Raw genomic sequence first — 19421 nt, 5'->3', positions numbered from 1 at the left:
AGCAAGGAAACAGCGACAATGACGATGGATAGCTCGCCACGCCAGAACCTCGGGATCAGCGCCTACAGCTGGCTCAAACGCGACATCACACGAGGCGTCTTCCAGCCCGGCGAAAAGCTGCTGATGAGCCGGCTCAAGGAGCGCTATCAGTTGGGTATCGGTCCCCTGCGCGAAGCGCTGTCGCAGCTGGTCGCCGAGCGCTTGGTGGTCGCAATCAGCCAACGCGGCTACCGGGTCGCGCCCATGTCGCTGGCCGAGCTCGCCGACATCTACGATGCTCGTGCCCAGTTGGAAGGGTTGATTCTGACTCTGGCCATCGAGCGCGGCGACGACGCCTGGGAGGCGGACATCCTGGCCAAGGCGCACACGCTGGCCAAGGTCATGGAAGTCAACAGCCCCGACGAAATGTTGGACGTATGGGATGCACGACACAAGGCATTCCACACCGCCATCGCCAGCGGCTGCCGTTCGCCGCATCTGCTGCAGGTGCGCGAGAGCCTGTTCGACCAGGTGGAGCGCTACCGCCATCTGTGGCTGCAGGAAACGGTCTTCTCGGAGCAGGCGCTGGAGCGCAAGCGTCAGGAGCACGCCGCCCTGGTCGAGGTGATCCTGGCCCGCGAGGCCACGCGCGCCGCCGAGATGATGCGCGAACACCTGATGACCCCGGTACCCATCATCACCCAGGTCATGGCCCGACGGGGCCTGGCCTGATACCGGCTCGGTCATTGCCCTGTCATGTCGTTGCGCGAGAATCGCAGGTGACAGGCCGCCGCCGGCGGTTTATGTTAAGGACATACCATCCAAGCACGGCCGGACCCAGCCTCGGCTGCCAAGGCCCGATGGAGCGCACCATGCCTCACCTTCTGCGGTTCTCACGTGACATCGAACTTCGCCTGGAGCGACTCTCCCAGAACACCGGCCAGAGCAAGGGAGCCTTGATCGAACGCTGCCTGGCCGTGGGCATGCACGACATGGAATCCCAACTGCTGCTGGAAGAAGCCATCAGCGCTCCTTCCGGCGCCGCCAGACCCTCTCTCGATCAGCTGCTGCGCGAAAGCGGCCTGGGTGCCTGATTTCCACTGGCCCTTCTCCGCTCAGCGGAAGGCCGCCAGACAGCGACGATGCGTGTGCAGCGCATGCTCGCGAGCGGTGGCCACCAGCCTGACTTCTTGTCCCGGCAAGCACTGGGCCAGCCGCGCCGCGGCAAGCGGCGTCAGCGCACCGAGACGCGGATATCCACCAATGGTCTGACGATCGTTGAGCAGCACGATCGGCTGGCCGTCGGGCGGCACCTGTACCGCGCCCAGCGGTATGCCCTCGGAAATCATGCCGCCCAGTTGGCAATGCAGTTTCGGCCCCACCAACCTGACCCCCATACGATCGGCACGATCGTCGACCCGCCAGGGCAGATTGAAGGCCTGAGAGAGGCTGGCACCGCTGAAATGGCCGATCTGGGCGCCGGGTACCAGCGCCAGCCAGTTTCCCGAAAGCACCATGTTGATTGTCGGGTCGAACGGCAGCCGACGGCCGGTGACGGCACGGCCGTTCCACGCCAGCTTGTCGCCGACCTGCAGCGTACGCCCATCGCCGTGCAGCCCGCCCAGTTGCTCCCGGGGCGTGGCGCTGCGACTTCCCAGCACCAGAGGGGCTTCGAGACCGCCGGGCACGGCCAGGTAGGCCCGCAAACCATTGCGCGGCTGACGGAAGACCAGGCGTTGGCCGGCCCGTATGGTGAACGTGGCGCCAGGCTTCAGGGCACGGTCATCGAGGTGGGTATCGAGATCGGCCCCCATCAGCGCCAGCGTCGAGTCCGCCACCGCTTCCAGCTCGAGACCGCCACCGATGACGATTTCCAGCGCTGCGGCATCCAGCGCATTGCCCAACAGCCAGTTGGCCCAGCGGAACGAGAACCAATCGGCAGCCCCGCCCTGAGTGACCCCCAGATGGCGCACCCCGAAGCGACCATCGTCCACCAGCAGTGCCAGCGGACCGGCCTGTACGACACGTAACGCACCTTGGCTGACGGAACTCATGACGCGCTCTCCAGCGCTGTCGTATCGCCGCCCTGCTGCACGAACTCCTCGCGACTGATGGACTTGAAGCGGACCCGGTCACCCGGCCTCAGCAGGGGCTCGCCGCGACGGGCGTGTTCGAAGAGCGGGAAAGCGGTACGCCCGAGAATGTTCCATCCGCCGGGCGAGGTCAGCGGGTAGATCGCAGTCTGGCGATCGGCAATACCTACACTGCCCGCGGTCACTCGGCGTCTGGGCGTTTTCAGCCGCGGCGTGGCCAGCGCCTCTTCCACCAGCCCCATGAAGCTGTAACCGGGGGCGAAGCCCAGGGCAAAGACGTAGTAGTCACGACCGCAGTGGCGGCGTACCACCTCGTCCACCGCGATGCCGGCTCGTTCGGCCACCCGGGGGAGCTCAGGTCCGACGCTGAGGTCGTACCAGACCGGCACTTCATGACACTGGCCCAGCTCGGCGTCGGCCGGCTCCAGGCGTTCGAGCACGCGCCGAATTCGCCCGATGGCCTCGTCATGGGATACCCGCAGTGCATCGTAGTGCAGCATGAGCGTGGTGTAGGAGGGTACCAGGTCGATGAGCTCGGCGCCGAAGGCATCGCGCAGGGCGCGATCGGCCGCCACGATCCAGCCCATGTTGGCCTCGTCGATGGTGTCGAACAGACGCACCATGAGCACGTCCATGGCCGTCAACTCGATCTGCACGGACATCGTCACGCCCGTTCCAGCTCGTGGAAGGCCTCGCGTATCGCTCGAACGGCGGCTACCGACTCAGGATTGTCGCCATGCACGCAGAGCGTATCGCAAGGCAGCTGCAGAGGCGTACCGTCGATGGCCGCCAACGGCTCGCCACGAGCCAGGCGCACGGCCTGGGCAACGATGGTTGCCTGGTCATGGTGCACCGCCCCCGGCAAACGGCGTGAGACGAGATGCCCGCCGGCATCGTAGGCGCGATCGGCAAAGGTCTCGAACCAGATGGCGATGCCCATCTCCGCCGCCAGCTGGCGGCTCGGCTCCGGGTCGGCGGTTGCCATCAGCATCAGCGGCAGGCTCGGATCGTAGCTGGTCACGGCGCGCATCACGGCCCTCAGCAGCTCGGGGTCCCGTGCCATGTCGTTGTACAGCGCACCGTGCGGCTTGACGTAGCGAACGGCCGTTCCCTCCGCCTGACAGATGCCGGCCAGCGCGCCGATCTGATACAGCACCAGATCCTCGACTTCGGCGGGGGAACAGGCCATGGAGCGACGACCGAAACCCATCAGATCGGGATAGGCGGGATGGGCGCCGACCTTGACGCCATGCTCCACCGCCAGGCGCACCGCATGGCGCATCACATGAGGATCGGAGGCATGGAAACCGCAGGCGATATTGGCACAGTCCACGTAAGGCATGACCTCGCCATCCAGCCCCAGCGTGTAGTTGCCGAAGCTCTCGCCCATGTCGCAATTGAGTAATGGCAAAGTCTTTTCAGACACTTTAGTCACCTAGCTCATCGATAGGAGGCGGCTCTACCTGTGAATGTTAATACGCTCAGGGTAGTTCGAGAGGTAGCTCGAGACGTTGATAATGAGTGTAGGCGCTGAGAATCGTTGCCCGCTGCGCTTCATGCGCTAGCGTAAATGCATCGCCATACACCGTCTCATCGGGGTATTCAGTGATCAACATCAAAGGCGTCAACTGGGCATTATCCTGAATCAGCAGATAAGGAATGGCGTGCAGAATGGAAAAATCGAATTCGCCCGCATGCGCTTCGAAAGCTGCAACTTGGCGCCGATTGAGCGCGACCAGCTCAGGGATGTTCGCCAAGTCCTGGATGACCTCCTCGAGTAGCCGCCGCGCCTGTTGCTGCCAACCCTCACGGTAGCGGACGATCAGGAAGAAACCCTTTGGGATCGTCCACATCTCGAAGCCACGCGGAATGTAGCCGGTCAACGGGCGAGTCCACTCATGAGCTGGATAACCATGCAGATTCACATGTAGCCCGGCACTGCTGCACTCGATGGCCCGCTCGCGAATGGCGTGCTCAAAACCGCCGCCGAGCGGCTGCGCCTGCAGGTCGTTACCGAACGCGGTATAACGTGCGGCATGGTGCATATGGCTAGGTTGTTCAGCGGCCAGACGCTGGCGAAGATGGTAGCCGTCTGGATTCTCCAACGGGGAGATGACGAAGTGAGCATGCGCGTGCTTGTCCAGTTCAGCGGCTGCCCGCAGAGCCCCCACGATGCCCGAGGTTTCGTTAGCATGCTGAGCAGCACTGATTAGCACGGCTCTGTCGCTTCCGGGACGATACCGCGCCAATACTTGCCGCCCGCTACGGCTGTGGGAGCACAGGGTCCGCTGTCCCAGCGCTTTGATCAGAGTGTTGATCTGGGATTCGCTCAGTGGTCGATCGGCCTTGTCCAGCGGCACATCGGGAGGTATTGGCAGCTCCGATATGTGCAGGCTCTGCAGTGTAACGATGACACTGGGTTCGGCACCCAGACGCGTCAGGACCTCCGGCACGATCTGCCCAGGCTGGATCGAGCGGTCGCCCAACGGCAGACCGGCACGATGCTGGAAGTATTCCAACAACGAGAAGTAAAGGTCCTCGTGCAACCCCTCCGCCAAGCTGATGTGCTCTCCACCGTACGCCAGAGTCGTATCCTGACAAGGCAGAACGACCCGCAGGTTCAGCTCCTCAAAAAGAAGTGCCTCGACCGGCCACTCGCTCCCCATGACCACTTCCATGGCAGACTTGAATAATTGTTCGTAGTCGGTGCACAGCGGCTCGTCGCGCCGCTCGCCTGCCTCGGAGCACCAGTTTACCCAGCCGCAAGGCGACAGTTGCAGAATATCGACGTGATCACGATGTAACCGGTTGGGTGCTGCAACGCTATGCTTTTCCACGGTGCCGTCGGTGCTAATCAGTTGCACTTCATAGGCGTAACAGGTCGTGGCTGCTTCGACTGCAACGGGTTCCCAGGTTAGTGTCACCCCAGCACCCAGCAGACCGGCCAGCGGGTAGGCTTCCAGCAGAAAGCGGCGCGGCGACAGCGTCGGTGACGGATAACGTACCACCACCGCCGCCAGTGGCTGGTCACCGACATCCTCAAGAAAAAAATGTACTAGCGGCTTGTAAGCGCTACGGAAATGCGCGCGGACACCATGACGGGCCAATTCACGTTCGGCCTCCCGACGAGAGGCCAAGTCGTCGAACACCCATACTTCGAGCAAGCCATCGCGGGCCATGGGGCCGCCATACTCGGCCACCAGGGCGTCGACGCTACGCTGGAAGGTTTGTTCGAGCAGGATCTTCCTCACAGCGAGGTCCTCCCGGTTGGATCGAGGGCATCGCGCAGCCAGTCGCCCAGCAGGTTGAGTCCCAGCACGGTCAACAGAATCGCCAGCCCGGGGAAGACGCTGACCCACCACGCCGTCTGCAAATAGGTACGGCCTTCAGCCAGCATGCCGCCCCAGCTCGGAACTGACGGGTCGACACCCAGGCCGAGGAAAGTCAGGCTACTCTCCAGCAGAATGTTGTTGGCCACGTTGAGTGTCATCAGCACGATCACGGGGCCGATGAGGTTCGGCAGCAGATGCTGGAACAGGATGCGCACATCGCGCACCCCAATGGCCTTGGCCGACAAAATGAACTCACGGTCCTTGAGCGACAGCACGGACCCCCGCACCAGGCGCGCATACTGCACCCATTGAGAGATGATCAAAAGGATGATCATGTTTGTCAGGCCACCACCTATCACCGCAATGAAAGTGATCGCCAGCAAGATGAAGGGCAACGCCAGTTGCACGTCGGCAAACCGCATTACCACCATGTCGATGATGCCGCCGTAGTAGCCTGAAACTAGCCCCATGACGATGCCTATCACCACCGCCCCCACCGCGGAATAAACCCCAACCTTGAGGGATATCTCGCCGCCGATGATCACCCTTGCCAGCAAGTCGCGCCCCAGGGGGTCAGTACCCAGCGGATAGGCCGGCTCGGTCATGGGCGGTACCAGGCGCATGGCGAGATTGATACCGCTTCCCCCACTGGGGAACAGCCAATCGGAGAACAGGATGGCTGAAGTGATGCCCCCCACCAGCAGAATGCCCAGGATGAACTCGAAATTCTTGAAACGGCGTATTGACGGAGAATTGAGAGACAGCATAGCACTAATCCTTGCGCACCCTGGGATCGACCAACCCGTAGGCGATGTCCACCAGAAGATTGATGGTGATGATCAGCAATGAGAGCACGGTGATCACGCCTTGTAGCACCGGGTAGTCGCGCGCTGCTACGGCCTCGAAGGCCAACGTACCGAGCCCCGGCCAGTTGAAGACTCGTTCCACGACCACGATGCCTCCCAACAGGCCGCCGAATTGCAGGCCAAAGTAGGTGATCAACGGAATTGAACAGTTGCGTAAAGCATGTTTATAGAGCACTACCGAATTGGAGAGCCCTTTGGCTCTGGCTACCATGACGTATTGAGAGCGCAAGGTATCAAGCATGGTGGTTCTCACTAGCCTGACGTTGGTGGCAGTCAGAATGATGCCCATGGTGGCCGCGGGCATGATGAAGCTGGTCCAGCCCTCCATGCCGCTGGGCGGCAGCAGGTTGAAGGTGATGGAAAGCAGCAGAACCAACATGATGGCCAACCAGAAATTAGGAAAGGAAAGCCCTATTAGCGATAACACCCGGATCAACTGGTCCGGCCAACGGCCGCGAGATACTGCCGCCTTGATGCCCAGAGGAATGGAGATCACGATGGAGATGAACAGCGAAGCGAATGCCAGGGCAAGAGTTGCCGGCAGGGCGCGCCCGATGAGATGACTGACCTGGGTCCCACCCATGAAACTGCGGCCGAAATCCCCCACCAGCAAGCCTCGCAGGAAATCCAGATACTGAGCGATAAATGGCTGGTTGAGCCCCAGCGCTTCGCGAATACGTGCGAGGTCGGCCTCAGTGATACTCCCCGCGCCTTGGGCCAGCATGATGGCCGGGTCACCGGTCAGACGGATGGCGAAGGATACGATCAAGGTGACCGCCAGGACCACAAAGACGGCCTGGAGTAAGCGATAGAACAGGAACTTTGCCACAATTGGCTCCCTTGGGCGATAGCCAGCTGCCGCCCTGAGGAACGGCAGCCAGCCAAGGTCTTACTCCGAGACGCTGACGTTGGTCAGGCGCAGACGATTATCGGGAGCAGGTTCGAAACCCTGGACCCGGTCACTGACACCGTAGAGAGCGTTGAGGCTATACAGCGGCATCTCCAGCGCCCTCTCCTGTGTGTAACGAGCGATCTCCTGAAGCATGGCCTCACGTTCGCCGCGATCGGTGATACCGCGTTGAGCGTTGAGCATGCGGTCGAGCTCTTCGTCGCTATCGTAAGGATTCCAGCGCTCACCGGTGTGGTACATCAAGTAGGCGGTATTATCGTAATCGAAGGTCCAGCCGCCCCACTTCTGCTGGAACATTTCCCCGGTGCGCCCCGCGGGAATGATGTCGTTTAGTAATACGTTGGTTTCGTAGGACTGGATCGATGCGTTGATACCCACACCCTGTAGATAGGCCGCCACGACCTGGGCGACTTCGCCAAAGGTGGCATCGTTGCCGCGCACGTCTATCTGTACGTTGGCCCCCGGCTCGACGCCTGCTTCATCGAGTAACTGACGCGCGCGCTCGGGGTCGTGAGGGTACGGCTCCAGCTCGGGATCGTGACCGAATGATTGGGAACCCTGGAAGCTGGCGATGACCTCCCCTTCGCCGGAAAGGATGGAATCGATGATGGCTTGGCGATCCACCGCCATTATCATGGCTTGGCGCACTTTCTCATCGGCAGTGATGCCTGACTGAGTGTTGAAACGAATCGCCTCTACCGTGGGCGAAGGTACGCTCACGACGCGGATGCCGTCATAATTGTTGATGGTGTCTATCATGCCGATGGGAATCGTTGGCGGGATGACAATATCGACACGCCCCGACTGTAGCTCGGCAACGGCTGTGGAGGGCTCGGAAATAAAGCGATAGGTGACGCTATCAAGTTTGGGTGCGCCTCCCCAATGCTCGGCAAACGCCTCAAGGCGAACGTTCTCACGTGGGCTATAGCCGACCATTCTGAATGGCCCAGTACCTACCGGGTTGGAGTTAAAATGCTCGCCACCGTGTTCCTGGATATAGCCTGGGGGTACGATCATGGCTCCATATCCAGCCAGCTTGGTCAGCAGTACGGGGTCGGGCTCGCTCAGATGGAAATCAACCGTGTACTCGTCGATGAGCTCGACGCTCTCGATCGCCGTATAGTTGGAGCGCTGAGGGCCGCGCGCCCCCTCCTCTCCCAAGAGTCGCTCGAAGGTGAACTTGACTGCCTCGGCATTGAAGGGTTCGCCGTTATGGAAGGTCACGCCTTCGCGTAACTCGAAACGAATGCGCGTGCCGTCATCCAGCTCTTCCCAATGAGTCGCCAGACCGGGTACCAGCTCCAAATCCGGCCCACGATAGGTAAGCCCATCGAACACGTTGGTTGCGAGCGAAGCCCAATTCACCAGAAACGTATCGATAGGATCCCAGCTGCCGGGGTCCTGAGGACTGGCGATCGTCAGCGATCCGGCCTGGGACATGGCAGAGGCTGACAGGGCCGAGGCCGCTACCAGCCCCTTGACCAGTGTTTTCTTGTTTTTCATCTTACCTGTCTCCTGCACGCTATTGTTCACAGCGACTGAGCACTGTGGTTGTGGTTCGTCTCGTGAGAGACGAAATGGCCAGGGTGGACTTCGATCAGCGGATATATATTCGGTTCGTCACCCACCTTCCTGATAGGGCTGAGGATTTCTCCCTCTAGCAGCATATGTTCACGGCGATGTGACGGGTCGGCAACTGGCACGGCTGCTAGGAGCTTACGGGTATAGGCGTGCTGAGGGGCATCGAACACGCGCTGCCTGGGTCCCATCTCGACGATCTGGCCCAGATGCAACACCGCCACACGGTGACTCATCTTTTCGACCACTGCCATATCGTGACTAATGAAGAGGTAGGCCAGCCCTTCCTCCCGCTGCAGTGTCATCATCAAATGGATGATCTGAGCCTGAATCGAAACGTCCAGCGCCGACAGGGCCTCATCGGCAATAATCAGTTTGGGACGAGATGCCAGCGCCCTGGCGATGCAAATACGCTGACGCTGGCCGCCGGAAAATTCATGTGGATAACGCTCTGCATGTTCGGGCCTTAGCCCCACTCGTTCAAGCAGTTCTCTGACACGGCGCTGAACATTGCCCCTGCCCTTGAGCAAGCCATGGGTATGGATAGGCTCAGCAATCGAGAAACCAACTGTCTTTCGCGGGTCGAGTGAGGCAAAAGGGTCCTGAAAGATGTACTGCACTTCCTGGCGTAGTCGCATCTTCTCAATACGGCTCATCTGCGACACTAGCTGGCCGGAAAAGAAGATGTCGCCGCTGGTATTTTCCTGAAGCAGTTGAATGGTACGACCGATGGTCGACTTCCCCGATCCCGACTCACCGACAAGTGCAAGCGTCTCTCCGGGATAAATCTCCAGACTGACATTCTCAACGGCATGCACACGATGGCTGACACCACCGAAAAAACCCTTATGGATATCGAAGCGTGTAACGAGATTGTTTATCCGCACGATCGGGGAAGCGTTCTGCTGAACGGTATCCTGTTCCATGGACTCGCCCAAACTGCAGGTTGCGCGACCATCGAAGACGATCAAGGGGTCGATACGAGGCAAGCTCTGGCCCTGCATGCTGCCAAGCTTGGGTACTGCCGAGAGCAGTGCCTTGGTATAGGGCTCCCTGGGGGCGGCGAAGATCTCCTCTACCGGGGCCTCCTCGACCTTTTCCCCCTCCCTCATAACGACCACATGATCGGCGATTTCAGCAACGACGCCCATGTCGTGAGTAATGAAAATCACCGCCATGCCCAGTTCCTTCTGGAGGTCACGGATGATTGCCAGGATCTGGGCCTGAATCGTCACATCCAGTGCCGTAGTCGGCTCGTCTGCCACCAGAATTCTCGGCTTGCAGGCCAGGGCCATGGCGATCATCACACGCTGGCGCATCCCCCCGGAGAGCTGATGGGGATAGCGTTTGAGCAAGGACTCGGCGTCGGCCAAACGCACCAGCTCCAACAGTCGTATGGCCTCCTGTCGCGCGGAAGCACGATCATGACGTTCGTGCAGTATCAGCACCTCGGCAATCTGATCGCCTATGGTGTAGACCGGGTTCAGCGAGGTCATCGGCTCCTGAAAGATCATCGAGATCTCTTTGCCCCGAATGCGACGCATCTCACGATCGGTGAGCCGGGTCAGGTCGAGATAGGTATTGGTATCTGGACGTTGAAAGCGGATGCTGCCCTTAGTGATCAAGGCATTCTGATATTCGACCAAGCGCATGATGGCCAACGAGGTGACGGACTTGCCGGAGCCGGACTCCCCAACGATCGCGAGCGTCTCCCCTGCCTGGAGATCGAAGGAGAGATTCTTGACGACCTCGTTGCGGCCAAAGGCCACAGAGAGGAACTCGACGCTTAGTAGAGGAGAGGAGATCACAGGCACTATACCTATATTTTTTGTGTAATTTACAAAGAAAATATATTCATACTATGATCGTGTCAACCATCCTCGTTCGCCCTACCCCAGGTGCCGACTTAGGAATGGCTGAAGAGCAGCAACCCCACGCCGCGCATGACCACGAGCCCATGAGGCAGGCCTGCGCAGCCTTACCGTTAACACAACGGCAGTCCATCGATGACAAACTCAAAGGCAACTCCCCCATACGCTCGCGACCCTATCGTCTCCTCGGAGCACCTTTCTCATAGCGCTCAGGAGCTATCGGAACTCGAATTCGGACTGATCATTTCAGGTCACGCCTTTCACCGCTGGATGGTGCGTTGCATGGCAGCAACCGGTTACTCTGAGTTGAACTCACTGGATACCCTGGTTCTGCACAGCGTAAACCACCGAGAGCGTGCCAAGCGCCAGTCCGACATCTGCCTTGTGCTCAATGTCGAAGACACTCACACGGTCACTTATGCACTAAAGAAGTTAGCTAAGCTGAATTTGGTCAAGGGAGAAAAACAGGGCAAGGAGACATTCTTCCGTACCACAAACGAGGGACGAGAAGCCTGTAGTCGCTATGCTGAGATACGCGAGGCATGCCTCGTCGACTCATTGTCATCAATGGGTATCGAGCGCATGGAGATGAGCAGGTTAGCAGGTATGCTCCGCGCTATGTCGGGGCTGTATGACCAGGCAGCGCGCGCCGCAGCTTCACTATGATAGTGAAGCTGCGGTTCCGCTAGCTGAATGCAAGCAATGCATAACCTACTCTGAGACTTGGAGGTTTCGAAATGTCTGTTAAAGATCCCTTCCATCTGGCCGTACAGGTACGTGATATCGACGAGGCACGTCGCTTCTACGGCGACTTCCTCGGCTGCCCCGAAGGCCGCTCATCCGCGAGCTGGGTCGACTTCGATCTCTACGGGCATCAGTTCGTTTGCCACCTCAACCCCGCCTTGAAAGACGCCGGGGTTTCCAGCCACAAGAACCCGGTGGACGGACATGGCGTTCCGGTTCCCCATTTCGGCGTGGTGCTGGAGATGGATGCCTGGGAAGCCCTGGCGCAGAAATTGCGCGAGCACGGCGTGGCATTCGAGATCGAACCCTATATCCGCTTCAAGGGCGAGCCGGGGGAACAGGCCACCATGTTCTTCTACGATCCCTCCGGCAATGCCCTGGAGTTCAAGGCGTTCAAGAATCGCGAAGAACAGCTGTTCAAGAAGTCCTGAGCCGGATTCGCAGATGCTCGATTTCAAGGAGCTGGAAGCGTTCGTCTGGGCGGTGAGGCTGGGCTCCTTCCGCAAGGCGGCCATGCGCCTGCACCTGACCCAACCCTCGATCTCGGAGCGCATCTCGCGCCTCGAGAGCAGCGTGGGAGAGGTGCTGCTGGAGCGCTCGGCCAGGCCGATCCAGCCCACAGCGCTCGGCCAGGCCGATCCAGCCCACCATGCGCGGACGCGAGTTCTTCGTCCACGCCGAGCGTCTTCTGCAGCAGCGTGACGCGGCGCTGCAGCTGTTCGAGGATGAGGAGAACTATTCCGCCCCACTGCGCCTCGGCGCCATCGAGACCATTGCCCACAGCTGGCTGCCCGACTTCATGCGCTGCCTGACCCTGCGCTATCCGCAGTTGACCATCGAGCTGAGCGTCGATTACTCGCCGGCGCTCAACCGCCGCCTGGCGAAGAACGATCTGGACATTCTGCTGGCGATGAATGGCTACCTGGAGCCGGAGCGCATCGACCAGCTGCCGCTGAGTCCTTACGAGATGGGCATGTTCGTCTCACCCGACCATGTCGAGACGATCGCGGTACAGGGTAGCGAGTGGCTTGGCTGCCTGCCCTTCATCTCCTTCGGCAAACGAGCTAGACCCTATGAGGAGCTGGTAGTGTACCTGGATCGCCAGGGCGTGGCGGAGCCCCGTATCCACAGCGTGAGCACGCTGATGACCATCGTGCGCATGACCACGGAAGGGCTCGGCATCGGCGCGCTCCCCGTCGCCACCGTGCTCGACGAATGGCGCCAGGGTCAGCTCTATCGGATCGAGCTGCCGCAGCCCCTGCCGGACATGCATTACGACGTGATCTGGCGCATCGGCAGCCATCCCCGGTTCTGCCGCAGCGTGGGGCTGCTGGCACAGCAATGCGCCAAGCGCTATGCAGAGTCACGCATGACCGACATGACGACAAGCGATTTCTCCGGCCGCTGGGTGAGGCCGAAGCGTCCCGAAACTCACCCATAGGCGCTCTGACGCCACCCACACAACTCCAACTAGAGAGACCAAAATGAACAAGATCCTGTCCCGCTCCGTGCTGATCGCCGCTGCCTGCGGCCTCTACGACCGCCAGTGCCGCCCAGTGGACCATGGCCACCCCCTACGGCGATGCCAGCTTCCATACCAAGAACGTGAAGCAGTTCGCCGAGGACGTGGCGGAAGCCACCGGTGGCGAACTGACCATCAACGTCCACAGCGGCGGCTCGCTGGTGGCCCACGGTGAGATCAAGCCTTCAGTACGCCGCGGCACCATCGAGGCCGGCGAGATCTTTCTCTCCACCCTCTCCAACGAGGACCCCATCTTCGAGGTCGATACCCTGCCGGGGGTGGCCGGAAGCTACGAGGAAGCCTACGAACTGTGGCAGGCCACCAAGCCGCTGATCACCGAACTGTTCGCCAATCAGGGCATGATGCCGCTCTACGCCGTATCCTGGCCGGCCCAGGGCATCTATACCGACTTCGAACTCAACGATGCCGAGCAGTTCGAGGGTCTGCGGGTCCGTGCCCCCAACATCAACACCCAGCGCTTCGTCGACTACCTGGGCGGCAACCCCACCGAAACCGAGGAGTCGGACATTCCCACGGCCTTCAGCACCGGCCGGGTGGACGCCATGATCACTTCGAGCTCCACCAGCAACTCGATGACCGCCTGGGATTACGTCTCCCACTACACCGACGCCAACCTGTGGCTGCCGAAGAACATCGTGTTCATCAATCAGCGCGCCTTCGACCGCCTGGACGAAGCCACTCAGGAAGCGCTGCTCGAAGCGGCGGCACGGGCCGAGGAGCGCGGCTGGCAGATGAGCCGTGACGACAATCAGGCCAGCCTCGAAACACTGCAGCAGAACGGCATCACCGTCTCCAAGCCGAACGAGGAGGTCGCGGCCGCCCTGCAGGCAGCCGGCGACCAGCTCTTCTCGGCTTGGGAGAGCCGTGCCGGTGAGCAGGCGAAGCAGGTACTCGAGGAGTATCAGCAGCAGCGCCAGGATTGAGCCCGATCCCAGGCGTGGCGGCTTGCCGCCACGCCGCCTTCAAGCTCGCCTCGAGGTTAGCGTCATGACCTTCAAGTTCAATACTCTCTACCGCCTGGGTGCCCTGGGTGCGGCCGCCTGCATGGTGACCATCTGTGCCCTGATCGCGCTGCAGGTCTCGTTTCGCCTGATCGATGCCCTGCTCGTGCTGATCGGCATGCGGCGACTGGGGCTCAGCATCACCGGCGTCTCGGAGATCGCCTCCTATCTGCTGGTGGGGGCGACCTTCCTGGGCCTCGCCTACACCTTCGTACATCACGCTCACATCCGCGTCACGCTGCTGATTTCACGGCTGCCATCGGCCATCAGAGCCTGGTTCGAGGTCTTCTGTCTGCTGGTCGCGCTGGCCATCAGCCTGCTGCTCGGCTACGGCCTGGTGGAGCTCGCGCGGGAGAGCAGAATGTTCAATGACGTCTCCTCCGGCTTCCTGTCGATTCCGCTGTGGATTCCCCAGACGGTACTGGCCACCGGCGTGGCGCTGCTCTGCCTGGCCCTGGCAGAGGCACTGGTGACGACCCTGCGTATCGCCATTCGCGAACCTAGCCGCTTCCGCGAGGCGACGGCCACCGACGACAGTGACATTCACTGAGCCGCACTCAACCACACGGAGACACGTCACGTGCTGATACTCAGCCTGGCTTCGATAATGACGCTGGCCGTCCTGCTCGGCAGCGGGGTGTGGATCGCCTTTGCCCTGATCGGCACCGCCTGGGTTGCGTTGGCCTTCTTCAGTCCCTTCGCACCGGGGCCGATTCTAGCCTCCGATTTCTGGGGCGCCAGCTACGGCTGGGACCTGACCGCCCTGCCGATGTTCATCTGGATGGGTGAGATCCTGTTTCGCTCCGGCCTCGCCGACAACATGTTCCGCGGCCTCTCCCCCTGGCTCAACCGCATGCCCGGCCGACTGCTGCACACCAACATCATCGGCAGCGGCATGTTCGCCGCCGTCTGCGGCTCCTCGGCGGCCACTTGCGCCACGGTGGGCAAGATGACCCTGCCGGAGCTGGAGCGCCGCGGCTACGACAGCAACATGGCCATCGGCACCCTGGCCAGCGCCTCGACGCTGGGGCTGCTGATTCCCCCCTCCATCGTGCTGATCGTCTATGGCGTGGTCACCGAGCAGTCGATCTCGCGACTTTTCATGGCCGGTATCGGCCCGGGCCTGATGATCCTCGCCCTGTTCATGACCTACCTGATCATATGGTCACTGGTGAGCGGCAATCGCAAGGGGCTCACCGGCGCCGACGAGTCGTCCATGCCGCTGGGCCAGAAGCTGCGTCAGACCCTTGAGCTACTGCCCATCCTGCTGCTGATCGGTGGCATCATAGTGTCGATCTACGGCGGACTCGCCTCTCCCACCGAGGCCGCAGCCGTCGGCGTAGTGCTGTCGATGGTCATCGCGCGCTGGAACGGCAGCTTCAACATCAGGATCTTCAGCGACTCGCTGTTCGCCGCCATTCGCACCGCCTGCATGATCGCCTTCATCATCGCCGGCGCCTCGTTCCTGACCTCGGCCATGGGCTTCACCCAGGTGCCGATGCAGTTGGCGCGCACCATCGGCGAAATGGGCCTTTCACCGACCATGCTGTTGGTGGCGCTGACGCTGCTGCTGCTGGTGATGGGCTGCTTCCTCGACGGCATCTCGCTGATCCTGCTGGTGACCGCCATTATCATGCCGCTGGTGAGCGCAGCCGGTTTCGATCTGATCTGGTTCGGCATCTACCTGGTGATCGTGGTGGAAATGTCGCAGATCACACCGCCGGTGGGCTTCAACCTGTTCGTGATCCAGGGCCTCACGGGCAAGGACATCCTCACCATCACCAAGGCCACGCTGCCGTTCTTCCTGCTGATGATGCTGTCCATCGCCCTGATGCACCTGTTCCCGGAGATCGCCCTCTACCTGCCCCAGAGCATGAGCCGCTAGGCGGTTCAGCTGAAAAGGCGCCCGGGCATCAGCCTCGGGCGCCTTCCTCCCTCGGATTGCGCGGATAGTAGCGCTCCGGCTGCCGCTCCACGTGGGCGAAGAATCGCGTGTCCTTGTAGGGCATCTTCATGAAGCCCGACACCCCCAGCCCCTCGATCAGCCCCACCGCATCGAGAATGTCTTCGAGACGTTCGCGAAACTCCGCCTCGCGGGATGGATCGAGCAGGCGGTAGTAGCTGTGGATCTTGAGATGCTGCGGCAGCGCTTCGAAGATGATCATACCGGTGTGGTGGATGTCGTTGAGCGCTTCCAACGAGGTGATGATCGGTTCCGGCAGCACCAGAAACTCCTCGGGATCGGGCCCATCCTCGAAGTAGCTATGCAGTCGGCTGCGGTCCTCCAGCTCGGGCACGGCGCTGACCTCGTAGCGCAGCTGCATGCCGGGCTCGATGACGAAAGGATGCGACGGGCTCGCGCGGTCGAGGTGCAGGGTATCGCGGGCGTTGAACAGGCAGCTCTTGAAGATGCCCTGGCGGTAGATGGCACGAGCCAGATTGACCATGTTGTTCACCGCCGCCACGAAGGCCGGCTTGAGCGAGGAGTCGTGCAGGTTGAGCGAGGTATCGATGTAGACGCCATCGGCTTCCCAGCGCACAGCCAGCCCGCCCACCACCGGATACTTGCCCAGCCGGCTCACCGCGGCGAGAAAGGCCTTTTCGGTCTCGCCCATGCCCTGCATGAAGTTCTTGTAGTAACGGTCGAGCTGGACGTCGTTGACGTCGTTGAGCGTTTCCGCCCCGCCCTCCTCGCGCAGGAACGCCTTGCGCGAGCTGTAGACCACGGTGTCGATCTCCCGTGTCATGGGCCGCACCCAAGTCGGCACCAGCGGCGCTTCGGGCGCCCCGGGCAGGTCGATCATCACCACCCGGGCCAGGCGCGGCATTTCGCGGATGAAGTGATCGCCCGCGCGCAGACGCACCCGTGGGTCGGGGTCGAGCATGCCATCGAGCATGCGGGCGAACTCCATGGGCAGCCCCAGCGAGGTCGCGGGAATGGCGCGATGGCCGAAGCGACAAGACTGCGCCGAGGCCAGCGCATAGAGGGTGCCGGCCGTGCCCTGCTCGTCGAAGCGCGGCGACGACAGCGCGCCGTTGAGCTGCTCTTCGCCGATGAAGTAGACGTCGCCCAGCCGCGCGTTGGTCTGCTGCAGGTTGTCCGACATCAGCTCCATGACGTTGGCCGCCACGAACTGCTGGTTGGCATCGAGCTGGGCGAACACCGACGAGCCCCAATCGATCAGCGCGACCTCCTCACGGCGGGCATCGAAGACCAGGTTGGAGGGCTTGATGTCGCCGTGCACGAGGGGGCGCCCCGCCGGGCCGGTTTCACGCCGCAGGCTGCGCAGGATATCGGCGAGCTGATCGGCAATGCGCACCACCAGGCGCGGCGAAAGACGCCCTTCGCGCAGCGACACCTCCTCCAGGTTGAGCCCGGGAGCGCGCTGCATCACCAGGATCGACTGGTTGCGCACGCGCTGAAAGGCGATCAGCCGAGGTACCCGGGGATGATCGACCTGCTCCAGCATGAACGCCTCCTCCTCGAGGCGATCCTGCACCTGCTGGGGCAGGTTGACCCGGGTGAACTTGAACACGTACTCCTCGCCGTGGGCCGTGATACCGGCGAAGACGAAGCCGTAGGCGCCCTTGCCGATCAGCGCGATGTCACGGTAGCCCAGCTGTTCGAGCTGGGCCTGACATAGCGCTACCCACGCCTTGAGCTTGCGCGCATCGTCGTGGCTGAGCAGATAGATCGACTGCTCTTCCGGGATGTAGAACTGCTGCAGCGCTGCCTGAGACATGGGTGTCCGCCTGTGCTGGGAGCCGTCACCGGATGATCCATTCCGAGACGGCTCGCGTCCGGCTAGCCGAGATGCAGCAGCATGGTTTCCGGGCTTTCCAGGTAGCCCCTCCAGGCATTGCAGAAGCGCGCGATGGTGCCGCCGTCGATCACCCGGTGGTCCCCCGCCCAGGTGACGGTCATGATCGCCCGTTTCACCACCTCGCCGCGCTCATCGAAACGCGGCAGCCACTGGCTCTTGCCGATGGCGACGATGGCCAGCTCCGGCACGTTGATGATCGGTGCCGCGTAGGTGCCGCCGAAGGCGCCGATGTTGGAGATGCTGATGGTACCGCCCTTGAGATCCTCCTGGGCCACGCGCCCTTCCCGGGCCGCGGCGGTCAGCCGCTGGATCTCGCGGGCCACTTCGAGCACGCTGCGCTGCTCCACTTGCTTGACGTTGGGCACGATCAGCCCCGCCTTGCTGTCCACCGCCATGCCCACGTTCACTTCCGGCAGGTAGTGGATCTCGGTGACCTCGGGGTTGAGCCGGGCATTGAGGATCGGCTCCTCACGCACCGCCAGCGCCAGCGCCTTCATGAAGAAAGGCATCAGCGTCAGGCGCACCTGCTGCGACTCGGCCACGGGCTTGAGCCGCTCACGCAGGGCCAGCAGTTCGGTGACGTCGATCTCCTCGCCGTAGTGGAAATGCGGAACGGTGCTGGCCGACTCGACCATACGCCGCGCCATCACCGCGCGCACGCCGCGAATCGGCTCGACGCGAACCTCGCCGGCGTCATACCGTGACGGTTGAGCGCCAGACGCCGTTTCGGTCTGCGGAGCGTGGCCGGCCGATCGAGCGGCAGGCGCCTCGCCCTGCTGCTGCGGGCCCTGCTGTTGAGAGCTCTGCTGTTGAGAACCCTGCTCGAGAAAGCGCAGCACGTCTTCCTTCAACACGCGGCCGTCCTTGCCCGAACCGGCAACGGCTTCGAGATCCAGGCCGTGTTCGCGTACCAGACGTCGTACCGCGGGGCTCGCCGGAATGCGCCCGTAGGGGCCGCGACCGCCGCTCGCCACCGGAGCCACCCTATTCTGCGACACCTGGCTCTGCGCCGCCTGGGGCGCGGTGGGCGACGACTGGCTGACGTCGGGTCTCGCTTCGCCCGGCTCGGCATGCGCCGGTACGTAGGCGTACAGCGGCGCATGCACCTTGGCGATATCGCCCTTGGCCACGTGGAGCTTGGTCACCGTGCCGGCTTCGGGAGCGGTGATCTCCACCAGCGCCTTGTCGGTCATCACGTCGACCAGCGGCTGATCCTCGGCGATCTCCTCGCCCTCGCTCACTCGCCACTCCACCACTTCGCACTCGACGATACCCTCGCCGATGTCGGGCAGAATGAAATCCTTGGCGGCGACACTGGCAGCGCCGGCATGTGCAGCGGAAGGTGCGGTGGAAAGTGCAGGCGGTGGCGCTTCCGCCGCCGGGCTTGCCACTTCGTCCTCTTCCCGTGCGGCAGGTCGCGGCGGTGTCTCGAACTCCACTTCCCCCGTGGCCTCATAGGCGAACAGCGGAGCGTGCACCTTGGCGATGTCGCCCTTGGCCACGTACAGCCGGGTCACGCGACCCGCCTCGGGAGCGGTGATCTCGACCAGCGCCTTGTCGGTCATTACCTCGACCACCGGCTGGTCCTCGGCGATCTCGTCGCCCTCGTTCACCCGCCATTCGACCACTTCGCACTCCACGATACCTTCGCCGATATCGGGCAGCATGAAATCGCTCATC

General features: G+C 62.0%; 19 protein-coding genes. 9 read left to right on the top strand and 10 right to left on the bottom strand.

Annotation, left to right across the window (positions count from 1 at the left end; translation table 11 throughout):
• Positions 1-24 precede the first annotated feature (24 nt).
• Positions 25-711, top strand: coding sequence for a DNA-binding transcriptional regulator CsiR (gene csiR / locus B8115_RS14380; RefSeq protein WP_026038136.1), 687 nt, complete (start codon positions 25-27; stop codon positions 709-711).
• A gap of 140 nt (positions 712-851) precedes the next feature.
• Positions 852-1073, top strand: coding sequence for a hypothetical protein (locus B8115_RS14375; protein WP_010628512.1), 222 nt, complete (start codon positions 852-854; stop codon positions 1071-1073).
• Positions 1074-1094: 21 nt separating this feature from the next.
• Here B8115_RS14375 and B8115_RS14370 read toward each other — a convergent pair whose 3' ends face one another.
• The 8 genes from B8115_RS14370 to B8115_RS14335 are packed head-to-tail and all read right to left on the bottom strand — an operon-like array spanning position 1095 to position 10566.
• A complete protein-coding gene (locus B8115_RS14370; protein ID WP_010628511.1) occupies positions 1095-2033 on the bottom strand; it encodes a biotin-dependent carboxyltransferase family protein in 939 nt (312 codons plus the stop codon).
• Entirely contained in the window at positions 2030-2734 is a 705-nt protein-coding gene (gene pxpB / locus B8115_RS14365) for a 5-oxoprolinase subunit PxpB (protein ID WP_010628510.1), read from the bottom strand. The genes B8115_RS14370 and pxpB overlap by 4 nt, the downstream gene beginning before the upstream one ends.
• 2 nt (positions 2735-2736) lie before the next feature.
• Positions 2737-3498, bottom strand: coding sequence for a 5-oxoprolinase subunit PxpA (locus B8115_RS14360; protein ID WP_274517423.1), 762 nt, complete (start codon positions 3496-3498; stop codon positions 2737-2739).
• A 55-nt stretch (positions 3499-3553) separates the two neighbouring features.
• Complete coding sequence (locus B8115_RS14355; RefSeq protein WP_010628508.1) at positions 3554-5323, bottom strand: hypothetical protein; 1770 nt, start codon at positions 5321-5323, stop codon at positions 3554-3556.
• Entirely contained in the window at positions 5320-6171 is an 852-nt protein-coding gene (locus tag B8115_RS14350) for an ABC transporter permease (protein ID WP_010628507.1), read from the bottom strand. The genes B8115_RS14355 and B8115_RS14350 overlap by 4 nt, the downstream gene beginning before the upstream one ends.
• 4 nt (positions 6172-6175) lie before the next feature.
• The gene (locus B8115_RS14345) at positions 6176-7099 is read right to left on the bottom strand and encodes an ABC transporter permease (protein ID WP_010628506.1); all 924 of its coding nucleotides are present in this window, start codon (positions 7097-7099) and stop codon (positions 6176-6178) included.
• A 60-nt stretch (positions 7100-7159) separates the two neighbouring features.
• Positions 7160-8683, bottom strand: a complete 1524-nt coding sequence (locus tag B8115_RS14340) for an ABC transporter substrate-binding protein (RefSeq protein ID WP_010628505.1) — start codon at positions 8681-8683, stop codon at positions 7160-7162.
• Positions 8684-8709: 26 nt separating this feature from the next.
• A complete protein-coding gene (locus B8115_RS14335) occupies positions 8710-10566 on the bottom strand; it encodes an ABC transporter ATP-binding protein (protein ID WP_010628504.1) in 1857 nt (618 codons plus the stop codon).
• A gap of 345 nt (positions 10567-10911) precedes the next feature.
• Between B8115_RS14335 and B8115_RS14330 the strand changes: the two genes are divergently transcribed.
• From B8115_RS14330 to B8115_RS14305, 7 genes are all read left to right on the top strand, one after another.
• The gene (locus tag B8115_RS14330) at positions 10912-11295 is read left to right on the top strand and encodes a winged helix DNA-binding protein (RefSeq protein WP_010628503.1); all 384 of its coding nucleotides are present in this window, start codon (positions 10912-10914) and stop codon (positions 11293-11295) included.
• 71 nt (positions 11296-11366) lie between these two features.
• Entirely contained in the window at positions 11367-11804 is a 438-nt protein-coding gene (locus B8115_RS14325) for a VOC family protein (protein ID WP_010628502.1), read from the top strand.
• Between the two features lie 13 nt (positions 11805-11817).
• Positions 11818-12075 carry a LysR family transcriptional regulator gene (locus B8115_RS24155; protein WP_010628501.1) on the top strand — a complete coding sequence of 86 codons (258 nt, stop codon included), beginning with the start codon at positions 11818-11820 and terminating at the stop codon, positions 12073-12075.
• Positions 12023-12814 carry a LysR substrate-binding domain-containing protein gene (locus tag B8115_RS14320; protein WP_010628500.1) on the top strand — a complete coding sequence of 264 codons (792 nt, stop codon included), beginning with the start codon at positions 12023-12025 and terminating at the stop codon, positions 12812-12814. The genes B8115_RS24155 and B8115_RS14320 overlap by 53 nt, the downstream gene beginning before the upstream one ends.
• Before the next feature lie 122 nt (positions 12815-12936).
• A complete protein-coding gene (locus tag B8115_RS14315) occupies positions 12937-13839 on the top strand; it encodes a TRAP transporter substrate-binding protein (RefSeq protein ID WP_010628499.1) in 903 nt (300 codons plus the stop codon).
• 64 nt (positions 13840-13903) lie between these two features.
• Positions 13904-14467, top strand: a complete 564-nt coding sequence (locus B8115_RS14310) for a TRAP transporter small permease (protein WP_010628498.1) — start codon at positions 13904-13906, stop codon at positions 14465-14467.
• 30 nt (positions 14468-14497) lie between these two features.
• Positions 14498-15802 carry a TRAP transporter large permease gene (locus tag B8115_RS14305; RefSeq protein WP_010628497.1) on the top strand — a complete coding sequence of 435 codons (1305 nt, stop codon included), beginning with the start codon at positions 14498-14500 and terminating at the stop codon, positions 15800-15802.
• 28 nt (positions 15803-15830) lie between these two features.
• On the opposite strand, the gene B8115_RS14300 is transcribed toward B8115_RS14305, so the two are convergent.
• Both B8115_RS14300 and B8115_RS14295 read right to left on the bottom strand, forming a co-directional pair.
• The gene (locus B8115_RS14300) at positions 15831-17660 is read right to left on the bottom strand and encodes a protein kinase (RefSeq protein WP_010628496.1); all 1830 of its coding nucleotides are present in this window, start codon (positions 17658-17660) and stop codon (positions 15831-15833) included.
• A 62-nt stretch (positions 17661-17722) separates the two neighbouring features.
• Complete coding sequence (locus B8115_RS14295) at positions 17723-19420, bottom strand: dihydrolipoyllysine-residue acetyltransferase (RefSeq protein WP_010628495.1); 1698 nt, start codon at positions 19418-19420, stop codon at positions 17723-17725.
• Position 19421 lies beyond the last annotated feature (1 nt).

It is taken from the genome of Halomonas sp. KM-1 (assembly GCF_000246875.1).
Taxonomy (GTDB): Bacteria; Pseudomonadota; Gammaproteobacteria; order Pseudomonadales; family Halomonadaceae; genus Halomonas; species Halomonas aerodenitrificans.
The sequence above is the reverse complement of the archived record's forward strand: the minus strand, read 5'-3'. Positions and strand labels throughout refer to the sequence as shown.

Excerpts from the sequence above, each read along its gene's own strand:
- B8115_RS14300 (WP_010628496.1), bottom strand. The coding sequence starts at position 17,660 with ATGTCTCAGGCAGCGCTGCAGCAGTTCTACATCCCGGAAGAGCAGTCG.
- B8115_RS14350 (WP_010628507.1), bottom strand. The coding sequence starts at position 6,171 with ATGCTGTCTCTCAATTCTCCGTCAATACGCCGTTTCAAGAATTTCGAG.
- csiR (WP_026038136.1), top strand. The coding sequence starts at position 25 with ATGGATAGCTCGCCACGCCAGAACCTCGGGATCAGCGCCTACAGCTGG.
- B8115_RS14295 (WP_010628495.1), bottom strand. The coding sequence starts at position 19,420 with ATGAGCGATTTCATGCTGCCCGATATCGGCGAAGGTATCGTGGAGTGC.
- B8115_RS14325 (WP_010628502.1), top strand. The coding sequence starts at position 11,367 with ATGTCTGTTAAAGATCCCTTCCATCTGGCCGTACAGGTACGTGATATC.
- B8115_RS14310 (WP_010628498.1), top strand. The coding sequence starts at position 13,904 with ATGACCTTCAAGTTCAATACTCTCTACCGCCTGGGTGCCCTGGGTGCG.
- B8115_RS14320 (WP_010628500.1), top strand. The coding sequence starts at position 12,023 with ATGCGCGGACGCGAGTTCTTCGTCCACGCCGAGCGTCTTCTGCAGCAG.
- B8115_RS14340 (WP_010628505.1), bottom strand. The coding sequence starts at position 8,683 with ATGAAAAACAAGAAAACACTGGTCAAGGGGCTGGTAGCGGCCTCGGCC.
- B8115_RS24155 (WP_010628501.1), top strand. The coding sequence starts at position 11,818 with ATGCTCGATTTCAAGGAGCTGGAAGCGTTCGTCTGGGCGGTGAGGCTG.
- B8115_RS14315 (WP_010628499.1), top strand. The coding sequence starts at position 12,937 with ATGGCCACCCCCTACGGCGATGCCAGCTTCCATACCAAGAACGTGAAG.
- B8115_RS14330 (WP_010628503.1), top strand. The coding sequence starts at position 10,912 with ATGGCAGCAACCGGTTACTCTGAGTTGAACTCACTGGATACCCTGGTT.
- pxpB (WP_010628510.1), bottom strand. The coding sequence starts at position 2,734 with ATGTCCGTGCAGATCGAGTTGACGGCCATGGACGTGCTCATGGTGCGT.
- B8115_RS14375 (WP_010628512.1), top strand. The coding sequence starts at position 852 with ATGCCTCACCTTCTGCGGTTCTCACGTGACATCGAACTTCGCCTGGAG.
- B8115_RS14370 (WP_010628511.1), bottom strand. The coding sequence starts at position 2,033 with ATGAGTTCCGTCAGCCAAGGTGCGTTACGTGTCGTACAGGCCGGTCCG.